General features: G+C 74.5%; 19 protein-coding genes. 7 read left to right on the forward strand and 12 right to left on the reverse strand.

Going from position 1 to position 20,303, the window contains the following annotated elements:
- The first annotated feature begins 59 nt into the window (after positions 1 to 59).
- The 3 genes from ABEA53_RS00070 (at position 60) to pepN (ending at position 4,291) form a co-directional block, all read left to right on the forward strand.
- A complete protein-coding gene (locus tag ABEA53_RS00070; RefSeq protein WP_345478837.1) occupies positions 60 to 635 on the forward strand; it encodes a class I SAM-dependent methyltransferase in 576 nt (191 codons plus the stop codon).
- Between the two features lie 19 nt (positions 636 to 654).
- Complete coding sequence (locus tag ABEA53_RS00075) at positions 655 to 1,683, forward strand: LLM class flavin-dependent oxidoreductase (RefSeq protein WP_345478839.1); 1,029 nt, start codon at positions 655 to 657, stop codon at positions 1,681 to 1,683.
- A 61-nt stretch (positions 1,684 to 1,744) separates the two neighbouring features.
- Positions 1,745 to 4,291: an aminopeptidase N gene (gene pepN / locus ABEA53_RS00080; RefSeq protein ID WP_345478840.1), complete on the forward strand. Its 2,547-nt coding sequence runs from the start codon at positions 1,745 to 1,747 to the stop codon at positions 4,289 to 4,291.
- A 225-nt stretch (positions 4,292 to 4,516) separates the two neighbouring features.
- On the opposite strand, the gene ABEA53_RS00085 is transcribed toward pepN, so the two are convergent.
- From ABEA53_RS00085 to ABEA53_RS00135, 11 genes are all read right to left on the reverse strand, one after another.
- Positions 4,517 to 5,467, reverse strand: a complete 951-nt coding sequence (locus ABEA53_RS00085; protein ID WP_345478841.1) for an NAD(P)/FAD-dependent oxidoreductase — start codon at positions 5,465 to 5,467, stop codon at positions 4,517 to 4,519.
- Positions 5,464 to 6,057, reverse strand: a complete 594-nt coding sequence (locus ABEA53_RS00090) for a nucleoside deaminase (RefSeq protein WP_345478842.1) — start codon at positions 6,055 to 6,057, stop codon at positions 5,464 to 5,466. Before ABEA53_RS00090 ends, ABEA53_RS00085 begins: the two co-directional genes overlap by 4 nt.
- A gap of 31 nt (positions 6,058 to 6,088) precedes the next feature.
- Positions 6,089 to 6,577: a hypothetical protein gene (locus ABEA53_RS00095; protein WP_345478843.1), complete on the reverse strand. Its 489-nt coding sequence runs from the start codon at positions 6,575 to 6,577 to the stop codon at positions 6,089 to 6,091.
- Entirely contained in the window at positions 6,574 to 7,128 is a 555-nt protein-coding gene (locus ABEA53_RS00100) for an RNA polymerase sigma factor (protein WP_345478844.1), read from the reverse strand. Before ABEA53_RS00100 ends, ABEA53_RS00095 begins: the two co-directional genes overlap by 4 nt.
- A gap of 59 nt (positions 7,129 to 7,187) precedes the next feature.
- A complete protein-coding gene (locus ABEA53_RS00105; protein WP_345478845.1) occupies positions 7,188 to 8,027 on the reverse strand; it encodes a DUF4349 domain-containing protein in 840 nt (279 codons plus the stop codon).
- Between the two features lie 55 nt (positions 8,028 to 8,082).
- The gene (locus ABEA53_RS00110; RefSeq protein ID WP_345478847.1) at positions 8,083 to 8,763 is read right to left on the reverse strand and encodes a response regulator; all 681 of its coding nucleotides are present in this window, start codon (positions 8,761 to 8,763) and stop codon (positions 8,083 to 8,085) included.
- Positions 8,764 to 8,773: 10 nt separating this feature from the next.
- Positions 8,774 to 11,275, reverse strand: coding sequence for an ATP-binding protein (locus tag ABEA53_RS00115; RefSeq protein WP_345478848.1), 2,502 nt, complete (start codon positions 11,273 to 11,275; stop codon positions 8,774 to 8,776).
- Between the two features lie 95 nt (positions 11,276 to 11,370).
- Positions 11,371 to 11,973 (reverse strand): potassium-transporting ATPase subunit KdpC, encoded by a 603-nt coding sequence (gene kdpC / locus ABEA53_RS00120; protein WP_345478850.1) that lies wholly within the window; start codon positions 11,971 to 11,973, stop codon positions 11,371 to 11,373.
- 14 nt (positions 11,974 to 11,987) lie between these two features.
- The gene (gene kdpB / locus ABEA53_RS00125) at positions 11,988 to 14,129 is read right to left on the reverse strand and encodes a potassium-transporting ATPase subunit KdpB (RefSeq protein WP_345478851.1); all 2,142 of its coding nucleotides are present in this window, start codon (positions 14,127 to 14,129) and stop codon (positions 11,988 to 11,990) included.
- Positions 14,130 to 14,135: 6 nt separating this feature from the next.
- Positions 14,136 to 15,827 carry a potassium-transporting ATPase subunit KdpA gene (kdpA, locus tag ABEA53_RS00130; protein WP_345478852.1) on the reverse strand — a complete coding sequence of 564 codons (1,692 nt, stop codon included), beginning with the start codon at positions 15,825 to 15,827 and terminating at the stop codon, positions 14,136 to 14,138.
- 2 nt (positions 15,828 to 15,829) lie between these two features.
- Positions 15,830 to 15,919, reverse strand: a complete 90-nt coding sequence (locus ABEA53_RS00135) for a potassium-transporting ATPase subunit F (RefSeq protein WP_345478853.1) — start codon at positions 15,917 to 15,919, stop codon at positions 15,830 to 15,832.
- 306 nt (positions 15,920 to 16,225) lie between these two features.
- Between ABEA53_RS00135 and ABEA53_RS00140 the strand changes: the two genes are divergently transcribed.
- The 4 genes from ABEA53_RS00140 to ABEA53_RS00155 all read left to right on the forward strand — a co-directional run bounded on the left by ABEA53_RS00140 (position 16,226) and on the right by ABEA53_RS00155 (position 19,203).
- A complete protein-coding gene (locus ABEA53_RS00140; protein ID WP_345478854.1) occupies positions 16,226 to 16,714 on the forward strand; it encodes a toxin-antitoxin system HicB family antitoxin in 489 nt (162 codons plus the stop codon).
- 88 nt (positions 16,715 to 16,802) lie between these two features.
- The gene (locus ABEA53_RS00145; RefSeq protein WP_345478855.1) at positions 16,803 to 17,654 is read left to right on the forward strand and encodes a DUF4097 family beta strand repeat-containing protein; all 852 of its coding nucleotides are present in this window, start codon (positions 16,803 to 16,805) and stop codon (positions 17,652 to 17,654) included.
- Positions 17,651 to 18,445: an ABC transporter ATP-binding protein gene (locus ABEA53_RS00150; protein WP_345478856.1), complete on the forward strand. Its 795-nt coding sequence runs from the start codon at positions 17,651 to 17,653 to the stop codon at positions 18,443 to 18,445. The genes ABEA53_RS00145 and ABEA53_RS00150 overlap by 4 nt, the downstream gene beginning before the upstream one ends.
- Positions 18,442 to 19,203: an ABC transporter permease gene (locus tag ABEA53_RS00155; RefSeq protein WP_345478857.1), complete on the forward strand. Its 762-nt coding sequence runs from the start codon at positions 18,442 to 18,444 to the stop codon at positions 19,201 to 19,203. The genes ABEA53_RS00150 and ABEA53_RS00155 overlap by 4 nt, the downstream gene beginning before the upstream one ends.
- A gap of 21 nt (positions 19,204 to 19,224) precedes the next feature.
- Here the strand turns inward: ABEA53_RS00155 and ABEA53_RS00160 are convergent, their stop codons facing one another.
- The gene (locus ABEA53_RS00160; RefSeq protein ID WP_345478858.1) at positions 19,225 to 20,286 is read right to left on the reverse strand and encodes a trans-sulfuration enzyme family protein; all 1,062 of its coding nucleotides are present in this window, start codon (positions 20,284 to 20,286) and stop codon (positions 19,225 to 19,227) included.
- Between the last annotated feature and the right edge of the window lie 17 nt (positions 20,287 to 20,303).

The following is a 20,303-nucleotide window of genomic DNA, read 5'->3' on the forward strand; positions in this document are numbered from 1 at the left end:
GTGCCGCCTCGGCGACGCCGACGCGGCACGAAGCGTGAGCAAGGTGATGGGGTGGGGCGATGAGCGACGACTGGAACGCCCTGGCCGACGGCTTCGACGACGCGCCGGACCACGGGCTGCGCGACCCGCTCGTCCGAGCCGCGTGGTGGGACGTGCTGCGCCCGCACCTCCCGACGCCTCCCGCAGCCGTCGCGGACCTGGCGTGCGGCACCGGCAGCCTCACCCTGCTGCTCGCCGAGCACGGGCACGACGTGACCGGGGTCGACCGCGCCCCGGCGATGCTCGAGCGGGCGGCGGCCAAGGTCGGGGACCGGGCCCGCCTCCTGCTCGGCGACGTCGCCGAGCCGGTGCTGCCCGCGGGCGCCTTCGACGTCGTGCTCGCCCGCCACGTCCTGTTCGCGCTGCCGGAGCCGGAGGCGGTCCTCGCGCGGTGGATCGCGCTGCTGCGCCCCGGCGGCCGCCTCGTGCTCGTCGAGGGGTTCTGGCACACGGGGGTCGGGCTCCGCGCCGACGCGCTGCAGGGGATGCTGCGAGCGCTGCGCGAGCACGTCGAGGTCGTGCCGCTGAGCGGCATCGATGCGCTCTGGGGCGGCCCCGTCGACGACGAGCGCTACCTCGTGCTCAGCCGCGCCTGACCTGGGGGAGGATCGGGGCATGCATCTGGGTGTTGACAGCTTCGTGTCCGCGGTCGAGGACCCGAGGACCGGCCACGTGGTCGGCCCGGCGGAGCGCATGGGGCACCTGCTCGAGGAGATCGCGCTCGCAGACCGCACAGGCCTGTACTCCTTCGGGATCGGCGAGCACCACCGCAGCGAGTACTACGACTCCGCGCCGCCGGTGATCCTGGCCGCGGCCGCCGCCCGCACCGAGCGCATCCGGCTCGGCAGCGCGGTGAAGGTGCTGAGCGCCGACGACCCGGTGCGGGTCTTCCAGCAGTTCGCGACGCTCGACCTGATCTCCGGCGGCCGCATCGACCTCGTCGTCGGGCGCGGCTCGTTCACGGAGGCGTTCCCGCTGTTCGGCCTCGACCTGCACGACTACGACTCGCTGTTCGAGGAGAAGCTCGACCTGCTGCTGCAGCTGCGCGACTCCGTCGAGGTCACCTGGTCCGGCCGGCACCGCCCGCCGCTGAACCACCAGAGCGTGTACCCGCGGCCGCTGCAGGACCCGCTGCCGATCTGGGTCGGCGTCGGCGGCACCCCCGAGTCGTTCGCCCGCGCGGGCCTGCTCGGGCTGCCGCTGATGGTCGCCATCATCGGCGGGGAGCCGCGCCAGTTCGCACCCCTCATCGACCTGTACCGCCGCGCCGGCGCGCACGCGGGCCACGCGCCCGAGCAGCTCAAGGTGGGGCTCCACGTGTTCGGGTTCGTGGCCGAGAGCACGCAGGCCGCGTCCGACACGATCTACCCGGGCTGGCACAGGATGTTCACGGCGGTGTCGCGCGAGCGCGGGTTCGCGCCGCCCAGCCGCGCGCAGTTCGACGCCACCTCCGGCCCCGACGGCGCCTTCTTCATGGGCGACCCGCAGACCGTCGCGGACAAGATCCGCCGGGTCGCGGAGCAGGTCGGCGGCGTCGACCGGCTCTCCCTGCAGATGACGAACCCGCTGCTGGCCCACGAGGACCTGCTTCGCGGCATCGAGCTGCTCGGCACGGAGGTCGCCCCGCTGGTCGCGGACGTCTGATCCCGCGCGCCCGCGGCCCTCGCTGAGGCGCGCCGTCAGCGGGGTGCGGTTCGATGGCCCCATGCCCGGCGAGAACCTCACCCGAGTCGAGGCGGAGGAGCGAGCAGCGCTCGTCTCCGACCTCGAGTACGACATCGCGCTCGACCTCACGCGGGGGCCCGAGACCTTCGGGTCGACGACGACCATCCGCTTCCACGGGGTGCCCGGCGCGACGACCTTCCTCGACGCGCTGACGGTCGAGGTCGAGACGGTGCGCTTCAACGGCCGCGACCTCGACGCGGGCGTCAGCGACGGCGTCCGCATCGCGCTGCCGCCGCTCGAGGCGGAGAACGAGCTCACCGTCGTCGCCACCATGCGGTACTCCCGCACCGGCGAGGGGCTGCACCGCTTCGTCGACCCCGCCGACGAGCAGGTGTACCTGTACACGCAGCTCGCCACGACCGACGCCCGGAGGGTGTTCGCCTGCTTCGAGCAGCCCGATCTGAAGGGCCGCTACGCGCTCGAGGTCACCGCGCCCGACGGGTGGGACGTGCGCTCGAACCAGCCCGTCGCGTCGCAGGAGGCGGTCGGCGACGCCGGTCGCTGGTGGCGCTTCGAGCGCACCGAGCCGCTCTCCACCTACCTCGTCGCCCTCATCGCCGGCCCGTGGGTGGCCCACACCGACGAGCTGACCACCTCCGACGGCCGCACGATCCCGCTCGGCGTGCTGACCCGCGCCTCCCTCGCGCCGTTCATCGACCCGGAGGAGGTCTTCGAGACGACGAAGGGCGGCTTCGGCTTCTACGAGGACGCGTTCGGCATCCCGTTCCCCTTCGCGAAGTACGACCAGGTGACGGTGCCCGAGTACAACTGGGGCGCCATGGAGAACCCGGGCCTCGTCACCTTCAACGAGGTGTACGTGTTCCGCTCCACCCCGACGGAGGCGCAGCGGGAGCAGCGCGCGATGGTCGTGCTGCACGAGCTCGCGCACATGTGGTTCGGCGACCTCGTCACCATGCGCTGGTGGGACGACCTGTGGCTGAACGAGTCGTTCGCCACCTTCATGTCGTTCCTGTCGACCTCGGAGACGACGCGCTGGACCGAGTCGTGGGCCACCTTCACGACGACGGAGAAGAACTGGGGCTACGAGCAGGACCAGCTGCCCTCGACGCACCCGATCGTCGCGGAGATCGCCTCCGTCGAGGACCTCGCCGTGAACTTCGACGGCATCACGTACGCCAAGGGCGGCAGCGTGCTGAAGCAGCTCGTCGCCTACGTCGGCCGCCGCGAGTTCTTCGCGGGCGTCGCCTCCTACCTCCGCGAGAACTCCTGGGGCAACGCGACGCTCGCGGACCTGCTGCAGCACGTGGCGGCGGCGAGCGGCCGCGACCTGCAGTCGTGGAGCGCCGAGTGGCTCGAGACCTCGGGTGTGAACACGCTGATCCCGGAGGTGGAGACCGACCCGCGCGGCGTCATCACCCGGTTCGTCATCAAGCAGGCGCCGGCGCCGGTGGGGGACCAGGACCTGCGTCCGCACCGCCTCGCGGTCGGCCTCTACCAGCCGGACGGCGAGGACGGCGCGCTCGTGCGGGTGCAGCGGGAGGAGCTCGACGTCGCCGGCGAGCGCACCGACGTGCCCGTGCTGGTCGGCGGCAAGCGGCCGGCGATCATCCTGCTGAACGACGACGACCTCGCCTACGCGAAGGTGCGGCTCGACCCCTCCTCGCTGGCCGTCGCGCAGGACGCGCTGTCGTCCGTCGCCGCCGGCCTGCCGCGCACCCTGCTGTGGAGCGCGATCTGGGACATGACGCGGGACGGCGAGGCGTCGCCGTCGGACTTCGTGCGGCTCGTCGTCGCGCACCTCGGCGCCGAGACCTCGCCGACGCTGCGCGGCACCCTGCTGAACCAGGCGGTGCTCGCCGCGGAGGAGTACGTGGACCCGGCGGGGCGCACCGCCGCGCTCGAGACGCTCGGCGACGGCGTGCTGCGCCTGCTCGCGGAGGCGGCGCCCGCTTCGGACGCGCAGCTGCAGCTCGCCCGCACCTTCGCCCGCGTCGCGCGGACCGAGCAGCAGCTCGACGCCCTCGCCGACCTGGCGGGCGGCGCGGCCGAGGGCCTGCCGCTCGACCCCGATCTGCGCTGGCAGCTGCTTACCGGCCTCGTCGTCGGCGGGCGCGCGGGGGAGCCGGAGATCGCCGCGCTGCTCGACGTGGACGCGACGGCCACCGGCAAGGAGTCCGCCCTGCGCGCCCGGGCGGCGATCCCGACGCCGGAGGGCAAGGAGGCGGCCTGGGCCTCGCTGTTCGAGTCGACCGACCTGACGAACGCGCAGGTCGACGCGACCGTGCGGGGCCTGCTGCGCGTGCAGGACCCGGTGCTGCTGCAGCCGTTCGTGGAGCGCTACTTCGCGGGCATCGCGGAGCTGTGGGTGGACCGCTCGTTCGCGATCGCGGACTCCGTCGCCAGAGGGGCCTACCCGCGTCCGCTCGCCGACGAGGCGCTGGCGACCGCGGCGCGCACCTGGCTGGACGCGCACGACGAGGCGCCCACGCCCCTCCGCCGCCTCGTGGCCGAGAACCTGAGCCGCACGGAGCGCGCGCTCACCGCCCAGGCGAGGGACGCCTCCTAGGGCCCCACCCATCCGGTGTTGCCACTTCGGACACGCTTTTCGCTCGAGAACGTGCCCGAAGTGGCGACACGTGCTCGCAGGGTGGTGGGCTGCCACTCGACGTGGGTGGCGGGCCCGCTCTCCTGCAGGCTATGGCGACTCGTGGGCTGAAGCCCTCGTGTTGCCGCTTCCGTCACGTCTTCGGCCCGGGAACGTGCCCGGACCGGCACCACGGGCAGGGGGCCGTCAGGTGAGGCGGTCGACGATCGCGGCGCCCAGGTCGTCGCCCGAGAGCCAGGCCGCCTCCACGCGGCTCTTCCCGCTCCAGCCGTCGCCGCACAGCGCGATGCCCGTCGGGGCGAGGAGGAAGGTGCGGTCGCGGGAGGCGGTGGGCTGCGCGAACGTCCACCGGTGCGCGAACGCGTCCGTCGGCGCGAGGTCGACGGCGAGCGCCCGCCGCATCGCGTCGAGGGCCGGCTCGATCACCGCGTCGGGGTCGTCGAGGTGCTCCGCCGAGACGTCGGGCGTGACGTGCGCGACGAGCACGGGCGCCCCGTCGCCGTGGCTGCTGCCGTCGTCGGCCAGCCACCGGATCGGCAGGTCGGAGACGAACGCCGCGTCGAAGTCGGGCCAGGTGCGCTCGGCGAACCGGGCGACGACCGCGATGCCCGCGCCGTAGGGCTGGTCCGCCTCCTCGACGAGCTCCAGGTGCTCGGCGCGCAGCAGGCGCACCGCCTGCGGGCCCGGCATCGCCAGCACCACGACGGCGGCGGCGTCCGCCTCGCCGTCGACGGTGCGGCCCGGGCCGATCGAGGCGACCGTGCGCTGCTCGACGTCGAGGCCGGTCGCGAGGTCCTCGACCAGGCTGCGCATCCCGCCCGGCGCGGCGTACCGCATCGGGCCGGTCTTCGACTCGCCGAGGCCGTCGGGCCCGGCGGTGCGGAAGGTGTCGGTCCACTCGCGGAGGAGGCCGCGCGTCAGCCAGTCGTCGGCGACCGCGCGGAAGCGGTCGTCGGACACCGTGCAGTACGGCCCGCCGAGGTCGACGGCGTGCCCGTCCGCGGTGCGCGCGGCGAGCCGCCCGCCGATGCGCCGGCCGCGATCGAGCACGCGGACCGCGAGGCCGGCGTCCGCCACCCGCCGGGCGCACGCGACGCCGCTGATGCCGCCGCCGACCACGATCACGTCCGCGCTCATGCGCCGCTCCCCGTCCGTGCGTTGTAGACCGTCTTGTCCGGGATCGCCCCGTAGCGCTGGAACACGGCGACCGCCTCGTCGCGCAGCACGCCGATGCGCACGGCCACGCCCCGCGCCTCCAGCTGCGCCGCCCAGTCGTCGCGCATCGGGCCCTCGTCGAAGCCGGTGAACGCCTCGAGCTCGGGCCCGTCGCCCGCGACGACCAGCGCGCGCACGCCCGACCAGAGGGTCGCGCCGTAGCACATGGCGCACGGCCGCCAGTTGACCCACAGCTCGAGCGGGTCCGCCTCCGCGCCGAGGTCCCAGGTGCCGAGCCGCGCCTGCGTGACGGAGATCGTCACGACCTCCGCGTGCATCGACGAGAGCCCGGAGGCGAGCACGAGGTTGACGCCGGCGGCGACGACCTCGCCGGTGCCCGAGCGCACGGCGAGCGCGGCGAACGGGCCGCCGCTGCCCTCCGCGACGTTCCGCTCCGCGAGGCGGTTCAGGAGGCGCATCCGGCCCTCGTCGGTGCCGAGGTCCGCTCGCGCGGCCTCGACCTCCTCGTCCACCCAGGCCGGGAGCTCGGCCCCGAACGCGCGCGTCGCCATGCGCCCGATCCTTCCGTACGGCGGGTGCCCGTCAGCCGCGCACGCGGGTCATCGCATGCGCCGCGCAGGTCGCCGCGCCCCCGGGGTACACGTGCAGCCCGCCTTCGGCGGTGCGGCACAGCACAGCCGCGGGGGAGGCGGACGGGCTCGGCGCCTCCTCCTGCAGCGCGCGCGGGCGGGCGGTCGACAGCCGGGACCCGGCGGCGGCGCACGCGTCGAGCGCGGAGGCGGGCAGCCCCGCCTCGGACGCCTTCACGACGGTGGCGCCCGTCGCGCCGTGACAGACCACGGCGACGACGGCGCTGCCGCTGACGAACCCGCCCGAGCCGCCCGAGCTGCTGGCGGCGCCGCCGGCAGTCCCGAGCACGGGCCGCACCAGCGCGATGCCGCCGACGACGAGCAGCACCGCGACGAGCGCGCCCGCGACCCGCTGCGCCGCGAGGCGCCGGCCGCGGATGCGCTGCTGCACGCCGCGCTCGATGCGGCGCAGCTGCTCGTCGGAGGGGAGGCCGTCGCTCATGGGGCGTCCTCCGTCCCCTGCTCGTCGATGCTGCGGCGCAGCCGAGTGCGGGCGCGGCTCAGCCGGTTCCGCACGGCCCCCTCCGTCAGCCCGAGGCGGGCCGCCGCCTCCGCGTAGGTCACGTCCTCGAGCAGGCAGAGCCGGGCGATCTCGGCGTCGAGGGGCGGCAGGGCGGCGAACGCCCGCCGCAGCAGGTCCGCGACGGCGCCGCGCTCGTCGTCGAGGTCGGCGAACCGCGGCTCGAGCCGCGCCCGCCGCTCGTGCTGCTCGCGCCGCATCCGCGCGCGCCGCCGGTTCGCCGCGAGGTGCTTGACCGTGACGATCAGCCAGGGCAGCGCCGAGTCGCCGACCAGCACGACCCGGGCGCGCTTCCGCCAGAGCAGCAGGAACGCGTCCTGCACGATCTCCTCCGCATCGGCGGGCGACTCCAGCCAGCGGTACGCGACGGCGTAGAGCGGGCGCCCGTGCCGGTGCACGATCTCGCCGAACGCGGCCTCGGCCCGTCGACCGGCCTGCGCGAGCAGGTCCGCGTCGCTCGCCGGCTCGGCCATCGCCGCATCCTGCCAGCGCGTGACGCCGCGGGGGAGGTGCGTGCCCAGGAGGACCCCGGTCACGCCGACGTCGGTCGCGCGCGCCGCACCCGCCGCACGACGAGACCGGCGACGCCGCCGATCGCGCCGAGCACGAGCAGCCAGGGCAGCACGATCCCGACGCCGACCGCGAGGGCGGCGGCCGTGCGGACCAGGCCGTCGGCGCCCGTCACGAGGCCGCCGAGGAAGTCGGTCGGGCCGCTCCGCGGCGCCGCGGCCGGCACGACGATCGACACGGTCAGGGTGGCCGAGGCGACCTGGTCGGCGAGCGTCCGCTGCTCGGCGAGCAGCTGCTCCAGCTTCCCCTGCCGGTCGGTCAGCGCGCCCTCGATCTCGACCAGGGCGCTGCTCGAGGTCGCCTTCGACAGCAGCGTCTGCAGCCGCGCGATGGAGGTGCGGAGGTTCGCGGTCCGGACCCCGTAGTCCGTCACCTCCGCGGTCACGTCGCTCGACCCGATCGAGACGTCGCGGACGGCGTCGCCCTCGCGCTCGATCGCGTCGAGCACGCGCGGGAACGCAGCGGCGGGGATGCGCAGCGCCAGGCGCGCGGACGGGGTGCCCGTCGGGTCCTCGCTGCTGGTCGCGACCCGCCCGCCGGCCCGTTCCACGAGGTCGGTGATGCGGCCCGCGACCGTGATCGGGTGCCGGGCGACGAGCTGCAGCGAGCCGGTCGTGACGACCGAGCGGTCCGCCGTCGCGCCCTTCGCCGCCGCCGGACCGGCGACGCCCTCGCCGCTCACGAAGCCCCCGACGGAGCCGCCCGAGCTCGCGGCGGATCCGCCGCTGCTCGCGGTGCAGCCCGCGAGCGCGCCGACGACGAGCAGGGCCGCCGCAGCGGCGGGCAGGATCCGGGTGCGCATGCCGGGGAGTGTCCGCGGGGCGGCGGACCCTCTCATCGGAGCCGGAGGGGAAGCGTCAGTCGGGGTCGGGGACGAAGCGGTAGCCGATGCCGGGCTCGGTGATCAGGTGGCGCGGCCGGCTCGGCTCGGGCTCGAGCTTCTTGCGCAGGGTGCCGAGGTAGATCCGGAGGTAGCCGGAGTCGCGGGTGTGCGTCGGCCCCCACACGCTCGTGAGCAGCGTCTGCTGGGTCACCAGCCGCCGCGGGTTCCGCACGAGCTGCTCGAGCACTGCCCACTCGGTCGGCGTGAGCCGCACCTCCGCGCCCGCCCGCGTCACCCGCCGGGCGGCGAGGTCCACGACCACGTCGCCGAACGCGACCGTCGGGGCGTCCGCCGTCTCGGACACGCGGCGGGTCAGGGCGCGCAGGCGCGCGAGCAGCTCCTCCGTCGCGAACGGCTTCGTCACGTAGTCGTCCGCGCCGGCGTCGAGGGCGTCGACCTTGCCGCTCGTGTCCGTCCTGCCGGACACGACGAGGATCGGCGTCGTCGCCCAGCCGCGCACCGCCTCGATGACCGCGACCCCGTCGAGCCCGGGCATGCCGAGGTCGAGCACGATCACGTCGGGCCGGTCGTGCGCGGCGACGTCGATCGCCTCGCGGCCGTCGCGGGCGAGGGAGACGTCGTAGCCGTGCGCGGTGAGGATGATCCGCAGCGCCTTCAGGATCTGCGGGTCGTCGTCCGCGACCAGAACTCTCACGGGCACAGTCTCACGCGTCGGCCGGCTCTCGGACCGTGGCGTCGACGGGGAGCACGATCACCATGGTGAGGCCTCCGCCCGGGGTGTCCTCCGCCTCGAGGGTCGCGCCCATCCCCTCCGCGAAGCCGCGGGAGAGCGCGAGGCCCAGGCCGATGCCGCCGGAGTCGGAGGTGTCGGAGTCGTGCTGGAACGGCTCGAACATGCGCGCCCGCCGCGCCTCGTCGATGCCGGGGCCGTGGTCGATCACCCGCACCTGGAGGCGGTCGCCGAAGGTGGACAGCGTCAGCTCCGGCGGCACGCCTGCGGGGGAGTGGCGCAGCGCGTTGGACAGCAGGTTCACGAGCACCCGCTGCAGCAGCACCGGGTCGGCGCGCACGGGCGGCAGCGCCTCCGGCACGTGCAGCTCGACCTCCTCCGGTCCCGCGTCGAGGTCCTCGAGCGCCGCCGGCAGCACGTCGGCGACGTCGACGGACTCGAGCGACACGGCGAGCGCCCCGGCCTGCACGCGGCTGACGTCGAGCAGGTCGGTGACCAGGTGCGCGAGCACGTCGAGGCTGCGCTCGGCGCTCTCGAGCAGCTGCGCGCGGTCCTCGCCGGTCAGGCGGGTGCCGGAGGAGCGGAGGCTCGTGACCGCGGCGGTCGCGACCGCGAGCGGCCGGCGCAGGTCGTGGCCGACCGCGGCGAGCAGCGCGGACCGCACGCGGTCCACCTCCTCCAGCGGCTCGAGCCGCCGCGCCGTGTCGGTCAGCGAGCGCTGCTCGAGCGCGACCGCGAGCTGCGCGGACACCACGTCGAGGATGCGCCGGTCGGAGGCGTCGATCGTGCGGCCCACGAGCTGCAGCGCCGTGCCGTCGCCGACGGGGACGTCGATGACCGGGCCGTCGCTCGCCGCCTCGCCGTGCTCCTCCACGACCTGCCCGCGGACGATCAGCCGCACGGTGCGCATGTTGAACGCCTCCCGCACGCGCTCGAGCAGCGACTGCACCGCGTCGGTGCCGCTGATCACCCCGCCGGCGATGGTGGTCAGCACCTCCGACTCGCTCGCGGAGCGGCGGGCGACGCGCGTCAGCCGGGCGGCCCGGTCGACCACGAAGCTGACGAGCAGCGCGTTCGCGAGGTAGAGCAGCAGCGCGACGAAGTGCGACGGCCGGGCGATCGTGAAGGTGAAGAGCGGCTCGGCGAACAGGAAGTCGAGCGTGAGCCCCGAGAGCACCGCGGCGAACGCGGCCGGCCACGCGCCGCCGACCAGCGCGACGAGGATGACGAGCAGCTGGTAGCCGAGCGCCTCCGCGGTGAGGCTCTCGGTGGAGCGCGTGCTGGAGAGGACCAGCGTCAGCAGCGGGCCGCCGACCAGCGCGAGCGCGAACCCGAGCAGCCGGCGCTTGGCGGACAGCGCGCCGCGGCCCTTCGGCAGCAGCGTCGACCGGTTGCCGGCGGCGCCGTGGTTCACCATGTGCACGTCGATGTCGCCGGAGGTGCGGATCACCCGGGAGGACGTGCCGGCGCCGGTGAGCAGCGCCGCGAGGCGCGACCGCCGCGAGACGCCGATCACGAGCTGCGAGGCGTGCACCGCGCGCGCGAACCCGATCAGCGCGGTCGGGATGTCCTCGCCGACGATCTGGTGGTACGTGCCGCCGAGCTGCTCGACGAGCACCCGCTGGGCCGCGAGCGCGGCCGGGTTCGGCGCGGCGAGGCCGTCCTCGCTCGTGACGTGCACGGCGAGCAGCTCGCCCCCGCCGGAGCGCGCCGCGATCCGGGCGCCGCGACGCAGCAGGGTCTCGCCCTCGAGGCCGCCCGTCAGCGCGACCACCACGCGCTCGCGCGCCTCCCAGGCCGTCGCGATGCCGTGCTCGGCCCGGTAGCGCTGCAGCGCGCTGTCGACCTCGTCCGCGAGCCACAGCAGGGCGAGCTCGCGCAGCGCGGTGAGGTTGCCGAGGCGGAAGTAGTTGGACAGCGCCGCGTCGATGCGGGTCGTCGGGTAGACCTGCCCGGCGGTCAGCCGGTCGCGCAGCGCCTGCGGGGCGAGGTCGACGAGCTCGATCCGGTCCGCGTGCCGCAGCACCTGGTCGGGGATCGTCTCCCGCTGCGGGATGCCGGTGATGCGCTCGACCACGTCGTTCAGCGACGCGATGTGCTGGATGTTGACGGTCGACAGCACGTCGACGCCGGCGTCGATCAGGGCGTCGATGTCCTCCCAGCGCTTCGCGTGCTCGCTGCCGGGGGCGTTCGTGTGGGCGAGCTCGTCCACCAGCGCGACCTGCGGGCGGCGCGCGAGCACCGCGGCGAGGTCCATCTCCTCGAGCCGGATGCCGCCGTGCTGCACGACGCGGGGCGGCACGGTCTCGATGCCCTGCGTCAGCGCGGCGGTGGCGGTGCGGCCGTGGTCGAGCACGACCGCGGACACGACGTCGCGACCCTGGCCGAGCAGGCGGTGGGCCTCCTCGAGCATGGCGTAGGTCTTCCCGACGCCGGGCGCGGCGCCGAGGAACACCAGCAGGCGACCTCTCGCCATGACGTCCTCCCTGTTCGGGCTTCATCTTGACGGAGTTCTGGTTCCGTGCCGGCGACCAGGACTCCGTGACGATGAGGCGGGCCAGCGCGGTCGGGCTAGCGCAGGCGGGCCAGCGCCAGGTTCAGCTGCAGCACGTTCACCGTCGGCTCCCCGAGGTAGCCGAGGTCCGGCGCCTGCACCGAACGCTGCACCAGCGCGCGCACGGTCGAGGCGGACAGCCCGCGCGCTGCAGCGACGCGATCGACCTGCCGCAGCGCGTACTCGGGCGAGACGTGCGGGTCGAGACCGGATCCGGAGGCGGTGACCGCGTCCGCCGGGACGGCGCCCGGGCCGTCCTCCTGCAGGACCGCGGCCCGGCGCTCGCGGACCGCCTTCAGCAGGTCGGGGCTGTTCGGCCCCAGGTTGCTGCCGCTGGAGGCGCCACCGTCGTACCCGTCGCCGGCCGCGGACGGCCGGGACTGGAACCACTGCGGCAGGGCGTCCCCCTTCGCGTCGGTGAAGGACTGGCCGATCAGCGCGGAGCCGACCGTGCGGCCGCCGGAGGCGACGAGCGAGCCGTTCGCCTGCCCGGGCAGCACGACCTGCCCGATCAGGGTGACGACGAGCGTGTAGACGATCGTCGCCGCGACGGACAGGACGAGCAGACCGAGCGCGACGGTCCAGGTGCGGGCGGGCCCGCGGGTGAGCAGCGTGGACATGGTGGTGGCGGTCCTCAGAATCCGGGGATCAGGCTGACGATCAGGTCGATGACCTTGATCCCGATGAAGGGGGCGATGACGCCGCCGACGCCGTACACCAGCAGGTTCCTGCTGAGCAGCGCGGAGGCGGAGGAGGGGCGGTAGCGCACGCCCCGGAGGGCGAGCGGGATCAGCGCGACGATGACGAGCGCGTTGAAGACGACCGCGGACAGGATCGCCGAGTCGGGCGAGTGGAGGCGCATCACGTTCAGCGCCTGCAGGCCCGGGAACACCCCGACGAACATCGCCGGGATGATCGCGAAGTACTTCGCGACGTCGTTGGCGATCGAGAACGTGGTGAGCGCGCCGCGCGTGATGAGCAGCTGCTTGCCGATCGTCACGACGTCGATCAGCTTCGTCGGGTCGCTGTCGAGGTCGACCATGTTGCCGGCCTCCTTCGCGGCCGACGTGCCGGTGTTCATGGCGACGCCGACGTCCGCCTGCGCGAGCGCGGGCGCGTCGTTGGTGCCGTCGCCGGTCATCGCGACGAGGTGCCCGCCCTCCTGCTCGCGGCGGATCAGCGCGAGCTTGTCCTCCGGCGTCGCCTCGGCGAGCACGTCGTCCACGCCCGCCTCCGCCGCGATGGCCTTCGCGGTGATCGGGTTGTCGCCCGTCACCATGACGGTCCGGATGCCCATCGCGCGCAGCGCGGCGAACCGCTCGGCGAGCCCGGTCTTCACGACGTCCTTCAGGTGGATCACGCCGAGCAGGCGGGCGGTGCCGTCCGCGTCGAGCTCCGCGACGGCGAGCGGGGTGCCGCCCTGCCCGGAGATGTCGCGCACCCGCTCGTCGAGCGCCGCGGCGACGGCCGGCGCGACGGGCCCGTGCTCCTGCACCCACGCCAGCACGCTCGCGGAGGCGCCCTTGCGCAGGGCGCTGCCGTCGGGCTCGTCGATGCCGCTCATGCGGGTCTGGGCGGTGAACGGCACGACCGTGCGGCCCGTCGCGTCGGTCGGGACGAAGCCGCGCTCGCCGGCCAGCTCGACGACGCTCGCGCCCTCGGGCGTCGGGTCGGCGATCGAGGACAGCGCGGCGGCCTCGGTGAGCCGGCGCTCGGCGACGCCGGGCAGCGGCAGGAAGGCGACCGCGCGGCGGTTGCCGTAGGTGATCGTGCCGGTCTTGTCGAGCAGCAGCGTCGACACGTCGCCCGCCGCCTCCACCGCGCGGCCGGAGGTCGCGAGCACGTTGCGCTGCACGAGCCGGTCCATGCCGGCGATGCCGATCGCAGACAGCAGCGCGCCGATCGTGGTGGGGATCAGGCAGACGAGCAGCGCGACGAGCACCGCGACGCCCGGCGCCGCGTCCTGGAAGCCGGCGATCGGCCCGAGGGCGAGCACGACGACGACGAAGATGATCGTCAGCGTCGACAGCAGCACGGACAGGGCGAGCTCGTTCGGCGTCTTCTGCCGCACCGCCCCCTCCACGAGCGCGATCATCCGGTCGACGAACGTCTCGCCGGGCCGGCTGGTGATCTCGACCACGATGCGGTCGGACAGCACCCTGGTGCCGCCGGTGACCGCGCTGCGGTCGCCGCCCGACTCCCGGACGACCGGCGCCGACTCGCCCGTGATGGCGGACTCGTCGACCGATGCGATGCCGGAGACGATGTCGCCGTCGCCGGGGATCACCTCGCCGGCCACGACGACCACGACGTCGTGCTGCTGCAGGTCGGCGGACGCGACCGTCTCGATCTCGGCCTGCTGGGCACCGGGGTCCGCGACCGCGTCGTAGCGCTGCACGCGGGAGGCGGAGGTGGTGGTCCGGGTCGCGCGGAGCGACGCGGCCTGCGCCCGCCCGCGGCCCTCGGCGACCGCCTCCGCGAGGGTGGCGAACAGCACGGTCAGCCACAGCCAGACCGTGATGGCCCAGGTGAAGGCGACGCCGCTGCCGCCGCCGACGGACAGCGCGATCGCGAGCACCGTGGTGAGCGCGGCGCCGACCTCGACGATGAGCATGACGGGGTTGTGCCAGAGCTCGCGCGGGTCCAGCTTGCGGATCGCGTCCGGCAGGTTCTTGACGAGCTGCGCCGGGCGGAACGCTCCGGAGGGCGGCCGCACGTCCCGCTGGTCGGCGCGGTCCGCCGCCTCGGGCGCCCTGGTGGTGGTGGGGGTGGACATGTTCGGTCAGAGTCCTTCGGCCAGCGGTCCGAGAGCCAGGACCGGGAGATAGGTGAGCGCGGTGACGACGAGCACGGTGCCCACCGTCAGGAGCACGAACTGGGGGCGGTGCGTCACGAGACCGCTCGCGGAAGCGGTGCCGGCGTCAGCCGTGCCGCGCGACTCCTGGCTCGCGAACGAGCCGGCGAGGGCGAGCACGAACACGATGGGCAGGTACCGGCCGAGCCACATCGCGGCGCCGAGCGCGGCGTTCAGCCACGGGGTGTTCGCGGTCAGGCCGGCGAAGGCGGAGCCGTTGTTGTTCGCCGCCGAGGTGAACGCGTAGAGCACCTCGCTGAAGCCGTGCGGGCCCGGGTTCCAGATCGACGTCTTCGCGACGTCGGCGGCGACCGCGGGGATCGCGAAGGTCAGGCCGACGCCGGCCAGGATGAGGGTCGGCGTCGTCAGCAGGTACAGGCTCGCGAACGTGATCTCGCGGCCGCCGATCTGCTTGCCGAGGTAGGACGGCGTGCGCCCGATCATCAGCCCGGCGAGGAACACCGCGAGGATCGCGATGATCAGGAAGCCGTACAGCCCGGTGCCGACGCCGCCGGGCGCGATCTCGCCCAGCATCATGTCCAGCATCGTGACCATGCCGCCGAGCGGCGTGAACGAGTCGTGCATGGAGTTCACCGCGCCGGTCGAGGTCAGCGTGCTCGTGGAGCCGAACAGGGCGGACCAGAGCACGCCGAAGCGCTGCTCCTTGCCCTCCATGGCGGCGCCCGCGGCCCTCGTCGCAGATCCCGCGCCGCCGAGCTCGGCGGCGACGAGCGCGCTCGTGCAGAGCACGTAGAGCACGACCATCGCGGCGAGCACCGCGCGGCCCTGGCGGCGGTCGCCGACGAGGATCCCGTAGGTGCGCGTCAGCGCGAACGGGATGAGCAGCATCAGCACGATCTCGACCAGGTTCGAGAAGCCGGTCGGGTTCTCGAACGGGTGCGCGGAGTTCGCGTTGAAGAACCCGCCGCCGTTCGTGCCGAGCATCTTGATCGCCTCCTGCGAGGCGACCGGGCCGCCGGGGACGGTCGCGGTGCCGCCCGTCAGCGTGTGCACGGTGCGGAAGCCGGCGAAGTCCTGGATCACCCCGGTCGCGAGCAGCACGACCGCGGCCACGAGGGCGAGCGGCAGCAGGATGCGCGTCAGCGTGCGGACGAGGTCCACCCAGACGTTGCCGAGCACGCCGGCCCCGGTGCGGGCGGCGATGCCGCGCACGAGCGCGATCGCCACGACGATGCCGATGGCCGCGGAGAGGAAGTTCTGCACCGCGAGCCCGGCGAGCTGCACGGTGTAGCCCATCGTGAGCTCGGGCGAGTACGACTGCCAGTTCGTGTTCGTCACGAAGGAGATCGCGGTGTTGAAGGCGAGCCCCTCGGGCACCGGAGGCAGGCCGAGCGAGTACGGCAGCACGGCCTGGAGGCGCTGCAGGGCGTAGAGGAACAGGACGCCGAGGACCGAGATCGCAAGGATGCCGCGGAAGTAGTTCGGCCAGCGCTGGTCGGAGCGCGCGTCGATGCCGAGCAGGCGGTAGACGCCGCGCTCGACGCGCCAGTCGGCGGTCGTCGTGTAGGTGCGCGCCATCCAGGAGGACAGCGGCAGGCCGAGGCCGACGAGCAGGACGACGAGCGTGAGCACGGTGAGGGCGAAGCGGAGCGCGTCCATGGTCAGAACCGCTCCGGCTTCACCAGCGCGACCACCAGGTAGGCGATCGCGGCCACCGCGAGGGCGGCGGCGACGAGGTCGAAGACGATCACCGCTTCGCCGCGGCTCTCGCGGTCAGCGCGGTGAGGCCGGCGAGCACGAGCACGCCGGCGAGGTACAGGACGTCGAGCACGAGGAGGGCTCCAAGGGGATCAGCGGCCGCACCGCGGACCGGCCCGCCGCTCGGCGGGCAGAGCGATGCAACCGCCGCGGCCGCGAGCGGGACGTGGCCTTTACGCGTTCCACACGCCGCCGCCCCGAAGCCCTACGCATCCTTTACGCCGGGCGCCTCTGCGCCTCGACTGCATCGGCTGCATCGCTGCTTGACGGGTGACACCACGTGGTGTCACCATGGTGTCATGGAGCTGGACCGCTACGCCGAACGCCTCCGCTCGCAGCTCGCCGCGGTGGCGGAGGCCGGGTCCGAGGAGACCCGCGCGCTCGCCGAGCGGATGAGCGTCGCCCTGGAGCCCGCGATCCGGCTGGCCCTGCTCGAGCTGCTGTCCGAGGCCGCGGGCGAGATCAGCCGCGAGCTCGCCCCGGGCGGCGTCGACGTGCGCCTCCGCGGCCAGGACCCCGAGCTCGTGGTGTCGCGGCCGACCGACCCCGCACCGGCTGCACCTGCGGCCGCCGCGGCCGCTCAGGCCGCGGTCGACGACGAACCGGCGTCCTTCCGCACCACGCTCCGCCTGCCGGAGCGCCTGAAGGCGCGCGTCGAGCAGACGGCCGCCGCCGAGGGCGTGTCCGTCAACACCTGGCTCGTCCGCGCCGTCGCGGCCGCGCTCGAGACCGATCGCCCGCGGACGCCGCCGCAGAGCGGCAGCCGCTTCACCGGCTGGGTGCGCTGACTCCGGCCCTCCACCGTTCCCCGTACGAGTCCCGCCGCCGGCGGGACCGGTCCGTCGCGCCTGCGCGCCCCACGAGAAGGAGATCCCCATGCCCGTCTACGAGACGTCGGAGCCCGTCGCGCTCCACGTCGACCTCGCCGTCGGTCACGTCGACGTCGTCGGTGAGGACCGTCAGGACGTCCTCGCCGAGGTCGTCCCCACCCACCCCGATCGCGCGGGGGACCGCGCGCTCGCCGAGGGCGCGTCCGTCGCCTTCGACGGTCACCGCCTGCGGGTCGTGGTGTCACCGCGACGCCGCAGCCTGATCGGCCGCAACGACTCCGTCGACGTGCGCATCGCGGTGCCGGCCGGCTCCGACGCGGAGGTCCGCAGCGCCTACGGTGCCGTCCGCCTCCGCGGCGTGCTCGGCCGCACCCGCGTCGAGGCGAAGTACGGCACGGTCGGCATCGACCGCACCGGCGACCTCGTGCTCGCCGCCCCTTACGGCGAGGTCGACGTGCAGGAGGTGGGCGGCCGCCTCGAGCTGGAGGCCGGCCACAGCCGGACCCGCATCGGCAGGGTCGGAGGCGACGCCAGGATCCGCGCCGCGCACGGGTCCGTCGACCTCGGCGTCACGCACGGCTCGGTCGAGGCCCGCCTCTCGGGCGCGCTGACGATCGAGACCGCGCTCGGCGACGTGTCCGCGCAGAGCGCGCACGGCGTGCTGCGGATCGGCGCCGCGACCGCCGGCGTCGTGCGGCTGGCGAACGGCTACGCGGCCGTCGAGGTCGGGGTCCCCGCCGGGACCGCGGCCTGGGTCGAGGCGGTCGCGGAGCACGGCGCCGTGCGCAACGAGCTCGCCGCGGGCCCCGCCGCCGAGGAGACGGAGCGGACGGTCGAGCTGCACCTCACCAGCGCCTGGGCGGACGTCGTGGTGCGCCGAGCGGCGGCGTTCGCATGAGTGCCGTCACGGCGGCGGCGCCGGCGATCGCGCTGCGCGGCCTCGAGAAGTCCTTCAGGGCCCTGCACGTGCTGCGGGGCGTCGACCTCGACGTCGAGCGGGGCAGCGTCGTCGCGCTGCTCGGCTCGAACGGCGCGGGCAAGACGACGCTGATCCGGATCCTCACGACCCTGCTCGCCCCCGACGCGGGCACCGCCTCCGTCGAAGGGCTGGACGTGACGACGCAGGGAGCGCGGGTGCGCGAGACGATCTCCCTCACGGGGCAGTCCGCCGCGGTCGACGAGGTCCTCACCGGCCGCGAGAACCTCGTGCTCGTCGCCCGGCTGCGGCACCAGCCGGATCCCGGCGCCGTCGCCGACGCGCTCCTGGAGCGCTTCTCGCTCGCGGAGGCGGGCGGCCGGAGGGTCGCCACGTGGTCCGGCGGCATGCGGCGCCGGCTCGACATCGCGATGAGCCTGATCGGCGGCCCGCGGGTCGTGCTGCTCGACGAGCCCACCACCGGCCTCGACCCGGAGGCGCGCCTCGAGGTGTGGGACGCGATCCGGCGCCTCGCCCAGCAGGGCACCACCGTCCTGCTCAGCACCCAGTACCTGGACGAGGCCGAGCACCTCGCGGACCGGATCGCGATCCTCCACGGGGGCCGGATCATCGCCGACGGCACCCTCGCCGAGCTGAAGGCGCTGCTGCCGCCCGCGCGGGTCGAGTACGTCGAGCAGCAGCCGACGCTCGAGGACGTGTTCCTCGCCGTGATCGGCGCGACGCCGGCCGACACCGAGGAGCAGGGCCGATGACCGCGCACCTCCTCGGCGACACCGCCGCGCTCACCGGCCGCTCGCTGCGGCACGTGCTCCGCAGCCCGGACACGATCATCACCACCGCGGTGATGCCGATCGCGTTCCTGCTGCTGTTCGTCTTCGTGCTCGGCGGTGCGATCCGCACCGGCTCCGACTCGTACGTCGACTACCTGCTGCCGGGCATCCTGCTCATCACGGTCGCGAGCGGGATCTCCTACACGGCGTACCGGCTGTTCCTCGACGTGCGGAGCGGGATCTTCGAGCGGTTCCGCTCGATGCCGATCGCGCGCTCGGCCGTGCTCTGGGCGCACGTGCTCACGTCGCTCGTGGCGAACGCGACCTCGCTCGTCGTCGTCGTGCTCGTCGCGCTGCTCGTCGGGTTCCGCTCGAGCGCCGGCCCGCTCGCCTGGCTGGCGGTCGCGGGCGTCCTGCTGCTGTTCACGCTCGCGCTCACCTGGCTCGCGGTGATCCCGGGGCTCACGGCGCGGAGCGTCGACGGCGCCAGCGCCTTCTCCTACCCGCTGATCCTGCTGCCGTTCGTCAGCTCCGCCTTCGTGCCCACCGGATCCATGCCGAGGCCCGTGCGCGCGTTCGCCGAGCACCAGCCGGTCACGTCGATCGTGGACGCGATCCGCCGCCTGCTGGCCGAGCAGCCCGTCGGCGCGGAGTTGTGGGTCGCGCTCGCCTGGTGCGTCGGGATCCTCATGGTCGCCTGGGGCGCGGCGACCGCGCTGCTGCGCCGACGGATCGCGTAGCCGCAGCAGGACGGCCTCGCGTCAGGCGATCGCCTGCGCGAGGTCGTCCCACAGGTCGTCCGCGTCCTCGAGGCCGACCGATAGGCGCACGAGCCCCTCGGGGATCGTCGGCGCCTCGGCCGCCCAGCGCCGGCGGCGCTCGAGCGTCGACTCGACGCCGCCGAGGCTCGTCGCGGCGCGCCACAGCCGCGTCGCGCGCACGAGCGCGTCGGCCGCCTCCGCGTCGGCGACTACGATCGAGATGATCGCGCCGAAGCCGGGGTAGCGGGTCTCGAGCACTCCCGGGTACCCCTCGAGCCGCTGGACGAGCCGCTGCGCGGTGGCCTGCGCGCGCTCGAGCCGCACCGCCAGGGTGCGCAGCCCGCGCAGGGCGAGGAAGGCCTCGAAGGCGGAGGGGATCGCGCCGCCGAGCGTGCGGGAGCCCGTGACCTTCGCCGCGAGCGCCGGGTCGCCGGTGACGACCGCGCCCATCAGCAGATCGCTGTGACCCGCGAGGTACTTCGTCACGGCGTGCACGACGAGGTCGGCGCCGTGCTCGAGCGGGCGCTGCAGCAGCGGGGTCGCGAACGTGTTGTCGACGACCACGAGGGCGCCGGCCGCGTGGGCGCCGCGGACGATCGCGGGGATGTCCGCGAGCTCGAGCGCGGGGTTCGTGGGCGACTCGAGCCAGACGAGCGCGGCGCCCGCCGCGGCGGCCACGACCTCGTCGGTGTCCGTGATGTCGACCCACACCGGCACGACCGCGCCCCGGGCCTCCAGGTCCTTCAGCCGCCCGACGGTGCCGGTGTAGGAGTGCCGCGGCGCGACGACCACGCCGCCGGTCGGCACGAGGTCGAGCACCGCGCCGATCGCCGCCATGCCGGAGCCGAACGACACGCAGGTGCCGCCCTCGAGGTCGCCGAGCGCGTCCTCGAACGCGGTCCACGTCGGGTTGCCGTAGCGGCCGTACTCCAGCTCGCCGAAGGACCCGTAGGTGGAGGTGAGCACCAGCGGGGTGTTCAGCGGGGCGTCCGGTACCGCCGGCGGGCGGCCGGACGTCACGGCGCGGGTGGTGAAGTGCAGCGGGCGGGCGGAGTCGGCCATGCCCTCAATCCTGCCCG

Source organism: Amnibacterium soli (assembly GCF_039544415.1).
GTDB classification, from domain to species: Bacteria; Actinomycetota; Actinomycetes; order Actinomycetales; family Microbacteriaceae; genus Amnibacterium; species Amnibacterium soli.

Excerpts from the sequence above, each read along its gene's own strand:
- ABEA53_RS00070 (WP_345478837.1), top strand. The coding sequence starts at position 60 with ATGAGCGACGACTGGAACGCCCTGGCCGACGGCTTCGACGACGCGCCG.
- ABEA53_RS00075 (WP_345478839.1), top strand. The coding sequence starts at position 655 with ATGCATCTGGGTGTTGACAGCTTCGTGTCCGCGGTCGAGGACCCGAGG.
- pepN (WP_345478840.1), top strand. The coding sequence starts at position 1,745 with ATGCCCGGCGAGAACCTCACCCGAGTCGAGGCGGAGGAGCGAGCAGCG.
- ABEA53_RS00085 (WP_345478841.1), bottom strand. The coding sequence starts at position 5,467 with ATGAGCGCGGACGTGATCGTGGTCGGCGGCGGCATCAGCGGCGTCGCG.
- ABEA53_RS00090 (WP_345478842.1), bottom strand. The coding sequence starts at position 6,057 with ATGGCGACGCGCGCGTTCGGGGCCGAGCTCCCGGCCTGGGTGGACGAG.
- ABEA53_RS00095 (WP_345478843.1), bottom strand. The coding sequence starts at position 6,577 with ATGAGCGACGGCCTCCCCTCCGACGAGCAGCTGCGCCGCATCGAGCGC.
- ABEA53_RS00100 (WP_345478844.1), bottom strand. The coding sequence starts at position 7,128 with ATGGCCGAGCCGGCGAGCGACGCGGACCTGCTCGCGCAGGCCGGTCGA.
- ABEA53_RS00105 (WP_345478845.1), bottom strand. The coding sequence starts at position 8,027 with ATGCGCACCCGGATCCTGCCCGCCGCTGCGGCGGCCCTGCTCGTCGTC.
- ABEA53_RS00115 (WP_345478848.1), bottom strand. The coding sequence starts at position 11,275 with ATGGCGAGAGGTCGCCTGCTGGTGTTCCTCGGCGCCGCGCCCGGCGTC.
- kdpC (WP_345478850.1), bottom strand. The coding sequence starts at position 11,973 with ATGTCCACGCTGCTCACCCGCGGGCCCGCCCGCACCTGGACCGTCGCG.
- kdpB (WP_345478851.1), bottom strand. The coding sequence starts at position 14,129 with ATGTCCACCCCCACCACCACCAGGGCGCCCGAGGCGGCGGACCGCGCC.
- kdpA (WP_345478852.1), bottom strand. The coding sequence starts at position 15,827 with ATGGACGCGCTCCGCTTCGCCCTCACCGTGCTCACGCTCGTCGTCCTG.
- ABEA53_RS00140 (WP_345478854.1), top strand. The coding sequence starts at position 16,226 with ATGGAGCTGGACCGCTACGCCGAACGCCTCCGCTCGCAGCTCGCCGCG.
- ABEA53_RS00145 (WP_345478855.1), top strand. The coding sequence starts at position 16,803 with ATGCCCGTCTACGAGACGTCGGAGCCCGTCGCGCTCCACGTCGACCTC.
- ABEA53_RS00150 (WP_345478856.1), top strand. The coding sequence starts at position 17,651 with ATGAGTGCCGTCACGGCGGCGGCGCCGGCGATCGCGCTGCGCGGCCTC.
- ABEA53_RS00155 (WP_345478857.1), top strand. The coding sequence starts at position 18,442 with ATGACCGCGCACCTCCTCGGCGACACCGCCGCGCTCACCGGCCGCTCG.
- ABEA53_RS00160 (WP_345478858.1), bottom strand. The coding sequence starts at position 20,286 with ATGGCCGACTCCGCCCGCCCGCTGCACTTCACCACCCGCGCCGTGACG.